A 5420-nucleotide genomic window follows, 5' to 3' on the forward strand; every position below is an offset into this window, starting at 1 on the left:
CGGTTAATGTGGCTAAAGCATAAAAACCGTTCAATATTTATCGCGGCATTGACCTGTACAGTTATGAAAAGCCCTCAATTTGAATGATTATTTGCATTTGTATCAGACAGGTTCATCAATAACAAAATTGGTTAATTTGCCAATCCCTTCAATTTCCACGCTGACCGTTTGCCCCGGTTTCAAATAGCCGCGCGGCTCCATTTTTACACCCACCCCGCTGGGCGTGCCGGTACTGATAATATCGCCCGGTTCCAGCGTCATCGCTTGCGAGAGATAGGCAATCATTTCATAGCAATTGAATAGCATGTGTTTGGTATTGGAATTCTGCCGTAACTCATCATCCACCCAGGTTTTGAGTTTGAGATTATGCGGATCGCCGATTTCGTCTTTAGTGACAATCCAGGGGCCAAGTGGGCCACAAGTATCGAAGGATTTTCCGACAGTGAATGTGGGAGAGCGGAATTGCCAGTCCCGTACTGAGACATCGTTGGCAATCGTGTAGCCCGCAATCACTTCATGCGCTTTGTCAACAGGTACATGGCGGCAGCGTGTGCCGATTACAAACGCCAATTCACCTTCATAATCCAGTTTATTGGATACTTTTGGCAAGTGAATGGCATCGCCGTTGCCAATCACACACGTACTTTGTTTGGTAAAAAAGCTGGGGAATTCCGGCCTGTCACGTCCGGTTTCGGCGATATGGTCGGCATAGTTAAGGCTGATAGCTAGGTATTTTCCTGGTCTGGGTATTGGGGCTTGTATTTTGACTTCTGCTAAAGGAATCCGGTGCTTTCCAGTGTCTATGCGTTTTCGCATAGCCGAAAGTGCCGGTTCTCCTGCGGCTAAAAAATTAATCATTGCCTCTGGAATATTCATTTCGCCAACGCCATCGACAACCTCGTTATCGACCACTGCGCCAAAACGGGAATAATTGTTATGGGTAAAAGAGACCAGCTTCATAAGAATATGCCTTGTGCAATTTTTAGTTCAGCTATTGTATAACGAAGATGAAACGCCAAAAAAAAGATATAATCGCCATATTTAACCTAGAGGATCGAAAAAATGAACGAAAACTGGATTGCACCTTCCATCCTGTCTGCTAACTTCGCCAAATTGGGCGAAGAAGTCGATAACGTATTGGCCGCTGGCGCAGACGTTGTCCATTTTGATGTGATGGATAACCATTTTGTACCTAACCTGACCATCGGGCCCTTGGTTTGCGAAGCCTTGCGTAAACACGGCGTGACCGCACCGATTGACGTACATCTGATGGTCGAACCCGTAGACCGTATCATTCCCGATTTTGCCAAAGCAGGCGCGTCTATCATCACCTTCCATCCAGAAGGGTCTGTGCATATCGACCGCACCTTGCAATTGATTAAAGATTGTGGTTGTAAGGCTGGTTTGGTTTTCAACCCTGGCACGCCCTTAAACCATTTGGATTATGTGATGGATAAGCTGGATATGATCTTATTGATGTCGGTTAACCCAGGTTTCGGTGGACAATCCTTCCTGCATTCTGCGTTAGGCAAATTGCGTGAAGTGAGAAAACGCATTGATGACAGCGGCTTCAACATCCGTTTGGAAATCGACGGCGGCGTTAACGGCAGCAACATCGGCGCGATTAAAGCCGCCGGTGCCGATACCTTTGTGGCCGGTTCCGCCATTTTCGGTAAGCCGGATTATAAGAAAATTATTGATGAAATGCGGGCGGAAATGGCGAAAGCAAGTTAGATTAATAATGTCGATTATGCCCGGCAGATTTGCACTTTGGGCGTTTTGGAGTTGGATACTTTTAAACGTCGTGCTTTGGATAGTATCTTTAGTCGATGGTAGCCTTCTTGAGTCTATGGGGCAAGCGGTAGACTATGCTTCGACATCAGGTGCAGAAACTGGCATGAATCGACAAACTTCAGCTTGGTCATTCGTAGCTATTAGTGCTGTTTATTTTGTCGGCACTACTGCTGTTGGTGGGCTTTTAGTTCACAAATGCGTAGCCGGTATTCGTTGGTCGCGTATAGTTATTGTCCCTTTAGCTTTGTGGTGGGCGTATGAATCAGTATCTTCGCCCTTTAAACTCAGCGAGATGTACCCTGGTACTGTTGGATGGTTCGATTGGGTGATTGGAACTTTGGGTGGAATAGTATGGCTTTTTATTCTTGCGTGTATTTTTAAAACGAATAGGCTCGATTAGCCCCGTAGGCGCACAAAACAAATTATGTCAAAGTGATAGCCGACTTATCCGTACGCCGTAACCTAACATTGGGCGTTTCCCTGATGCGATTGTTGGGTTACGCCCCGCCCAATCGCCAGCGAAACCCATAATCCGGTGCAAAGCGTGGCTAACCCAACCTACATAACTACATGAATTAAGGAGAAATGTATATGAAAACAACTCTAAACTTACCTGATGAGTTAATTAATGAAGCAATGCACACGCTTAATATGAAAACGAAATCGGAAGTGGTTATCTATGCGTTGAGAGATTTGCTTAGACGAAAAAAAGTTGCATCCTTGAGGAATTACAAGGGGAAGATAGACTTGGAAATAGACTTGGATACGCTCCGAAACCGTAATGCAAATATTGGTTGATACGTCAATTTAGATTGATTATTTCAAAAAAGGGGAACAATCCTTAAAGCTCGATGATCTGCTTTTGGATGACCGTGTTGTCATAAACGATATTATCCTTGCCGAACTCGTCCCTTTATTGCTCTTAAAAAAACAAGCCACGATAATTGAGTTGCTTAAAAATATCGTTTTATTTCCGCTTGTTATAGACTGGAATCAAATCATTGAATGGCAAACGATGTGTTTGAGTTCAGGAATAAATGGCATAGGAATACCAGATTTACTTATAACTCAAAATGCAATTCAGAATAACCTTTCGGTTTATTCGTTGGATAAACACTTTCGGTCGTTATCAAAAATAAACCGTTTACAACTATTTGAATAATCCATGACCCCAGAACAATTCAACACCTACGCCAGACAGGGCTATAACCGCATCCCCATCTGCCGAGAAGTGCTGGCTGATTTAGATACGCCCCTGAGCGCGTATCTAAAATTGGCCGATGGCTCGTATTCTTATCTGTTTGAATCTGTCCACGGCGGTGAGCAATGGGGTCGTTATTCAATTATTGGCTTGCCTTGCAAGACGTTAGTTAAAGTAAACGGCAATCAAATCCGGTTGGAAAAAGACGGCGAGGTGCTTGAAAACATAACCCATGATAATCCTTTAATCTGGATTGAAGCCTTCAAAGATCGCTATAAAGTGCCGGATATTGATGAATTACCACGCTTTAGTGGTGGCTTGGTCGGTTATTTCGGCTATGAAACCGTCGCTTATATCGAGCCGCGTTTACGTGCCGATAAACCTGATCCTTTAGGTTGCCCGGATATTTTGCTGATGGTTTCGGAAGACATCCTGGTGTTCGATAACCTATCCGGCAAAATGTTGTTGCTTACCCATGCCAATCCCGAAGAAGACAACGCTTATAATCTGGCTGTTGCGCGATTAGATGATTTAGCAAGAAGGTTACGTGAGCTAAAAGCTGAACCAGCCAAGCATAACAAGTCTGTGCGGGTGCGAGAATCTGATTTTGTTTCCGGTTTTACGGAAGATGGCTATAAGAATGCGGTACTCAAAGCTAAAGAGTACATCACTGAAGGCGACATTATGCAGGTGGTGCTGTCCCAGCGCATGTCCATCCCTTACAGTGCGCCGCCGCTGGATTTATACCGCGCCTTACGTTGCTTGAATCCATCCCCGTATATGTTTTACTTAAACCTGGAAGACTTCCATATCGTCGGTTCGTCACCGGAGATACTGGTCAGGTTGGAAGATGATCTCATTACCGTTCGCCCCATCGCAGGCACACGCAAACGCGGCACTACGCCTGAACATGACCTAGAACTGGAGCGTGAACTGCTGGCTGATCCCAAAGAACTTGCCGAACACCTTATGTTGATTGACCTGGGCCGCAACGATACCGGACGAGTGGCTGAAATTGGCACCGTCGAGTTGACCGATAAGATGATCGTCGAGCGCTATTCGCACGTCATGCACATCGTGTCCAATGTCACTGGGCAATTGCAATCCGGCAACAATGCCTTTGATGTGTTGGCGGCAACCTTTCCGGCTGGTACGGTCAGCGGCGCACCCAAAATACGCGCGATGGAAATCATCAGTGAACTGGAACCCGTCAAGCGCGGCGTGTATTCTGGTGCGGTTGGCTATATTTCATGGTCAGGCAACCTGGATACCGCGATAGCGATCAGGACTGCCGTTATCAAAGACAATAGGCTCCATATTCAAGCTGGAGCGGGCATCGTGTACGATTCTATCCCCCAAAGCGAATGGGACGAAACCATGAACAAAGGCCGCGCCGTGTTCCGCGCCGTCAGCATGGCGGAAGCCGGTCTCGATAGTGAACAACAAGGAGGTCAGGCATGAGCGCAGTCAATGTAGTGATGATCGACAATTACGATTCATTTACCTACAATCTTGTGCAATATTTCGGCGAATTAGGCGCAAAAGTCACGGTGGTGCGTAACGACCAAGTCACAGTAGACGACATTGCCGCATTAACACCCGATAAAATCGTGATTTCCCCCGGCCCCTGTACACCGAAAGAAGCAGGTATTTCCGTGGCGGCAATCGAAAAATTCGCCGGACACACTCCCATTTTGGGCGTGTGCCTGGGGCATCAAAGTATCGGCTATGCCTTTGGCGGTAATATCATCCATGCCAAAAGCATCATGCACGGTAAAACTTCCCAGGTTTTTCACCAGAATGATGGCGTATTCAAAGGCTTAAGCAACCCATTCACCGCCACCCGCTACCATTCCCTGGTTATTGAGCAAACCACCCTGCCCGATTGCCTGGAAATCACCGCATGGACGCAGGATGAGCAAGGCAACATCGACGAAATCATGGGCGTTCGCCATAAAACTTTGGATATTGAAGGCGTACAGTTTCATCCCGAATCAATCCTGACCGAACATGGGCATGATTTGCTTAGGAATTTTTTGGAGCGGTGATGGTTTATTTTTGGCTAACTAGTAGTCAATTGCCTAATAGATAGGCTCTAAACCTGCAAAAGGGGATTACCTATCATAACAACTGTCAGCATATTGATGTCGAGTAGGCAGAAAAAGGTCGAATGACCTATCTGTAAATGATGTTCCAATAGCTGTTATCAACGACAATACGGTATTCGCGGTTGTTACCCTATTGATCCGGCCTTTTAAAATTTGAAATCGGTGTTTCGCCCCCTTCGGCTCCGCTCAGTGAACTAAACCTTAGCGTTCCCTGAGCAGAGCCGAATCAATAATGAGATTGATACGGCTTAAGCGCTGATACTGAGTTGCAACACCCAACTACCAAACTGTTTTCTCAACATGCTTATGTAAAATGG

At 46.0% G+C, this 5420-nt stretch carries 7 protein-coding genes; 6 read left to right on the forward strand and 1 reads right to left on the reverse strand.

The features are described from left to right. Window positions 1–102: 102 nt before the first annotated feature. Complete coding sequence (locus ABL924_RS17670; RefSeq protein ID WP_349028414.1) at window positions 103–960, reverse strand: fumarylacetoacetate hydrolase family protein; 858 nt, start codon at window positions 958–960, stop codon at window positions 103–105. 102 nt (window positions 961–1062) lie between these two features. Here ABL924_RS17670 and rpe point away from each other — a divergent pair, with 102 nt between their 5' ends. The 6 genes from rpe to ABL924_RS17700 all read left to right on the forward strand — a co-directional run bounded on the left by rpe (window position 1063) and on the right by ABL924_RS17700 (window position 5043). Continuing rightward, complete coding sequence (gene rpe, locus ABL924_RS17675) at window positions 1063–1734, forward strand: ribulose-phosphate 3-epimerase (protein ID WP_349028415.1); 672 nt, start codon at window positions 1063–1065, stop codon at window positions 1732–1734. A 7-nt stretch (window positions 1735–1741) separates the two neighbouring features. Beyond that, window positions 1742–2194, forward strand: a complete 453-nt coding sequence (locus ABL924_RS17680; protein ID WP_349028416.1) for a hypothetical protein — start codon at window positions 1742–1744, stop codon at window positions 2192–2194. Between the two features lie 191 nt (window positions 2195–2385). Continuing rightward, window positions 2386–2592 carry a type II toxin-antitoxin system VapB family antitoxin gene (locus ABL924_RS17685; RefSeq protein WP_349028417.1) on the forward strand — a complete coding sequence of 69 codons (207 nt, stop codon included), beginning with the start codon at window positions 2386–2388 and terminating at the stop codon, window positions 2590–2592. Window positions 2593–2605: 13 nt separating this feature from the next. Beyond that, window positions 2606–2956: a PIN domain-containing protein gene (locus ABL924_RS17690; RefSeq protein ID WP_349028420.1), complete on the forward strand. Its 351-nt coding sequence runs from the start codon at window positions 2606–2608 to the stop codon at window positions 2954–2956. A 3-nt stretch (window positions 2957–2959) separates the two neighbouring features. Then, a complete protein-coding gene (gene trpE / locus ABL924_RS17695) occupies window positions 2960–4456 on the forward strand; it encodes an anthranilate synthase component I (RefSeq protein ID WP_349028418.1) in 1497 nt (498 codons plus the stop codon). Beyond that, the gene (locus ABL924_RS17700; RefSeq protein ID WP_349028419.1) at window positions 4453–5043 is read left to right on the forward strand and encodes an aminodeoxychorismate/anthranilate synthase component II; all 591 of its coding nucleotides are present in this window, start codon (window positions 4453–4455) and stop codon (window positions 5041–5043) included. Before trpE ends, ABL924_RS17700 begins: the two co-directional genes overlap by 4 nt. Window positions 5044–5420 lie beyond the last annotated feature (377 nt).

The organism is Methyloglobulus sp., assembly GCF_040079455.1.
GTDB lineage: Bacteria > Pseudomonadota > Gammaproteobacteria > Methylococcales > Methylomonadaceae > Methyloglobulus.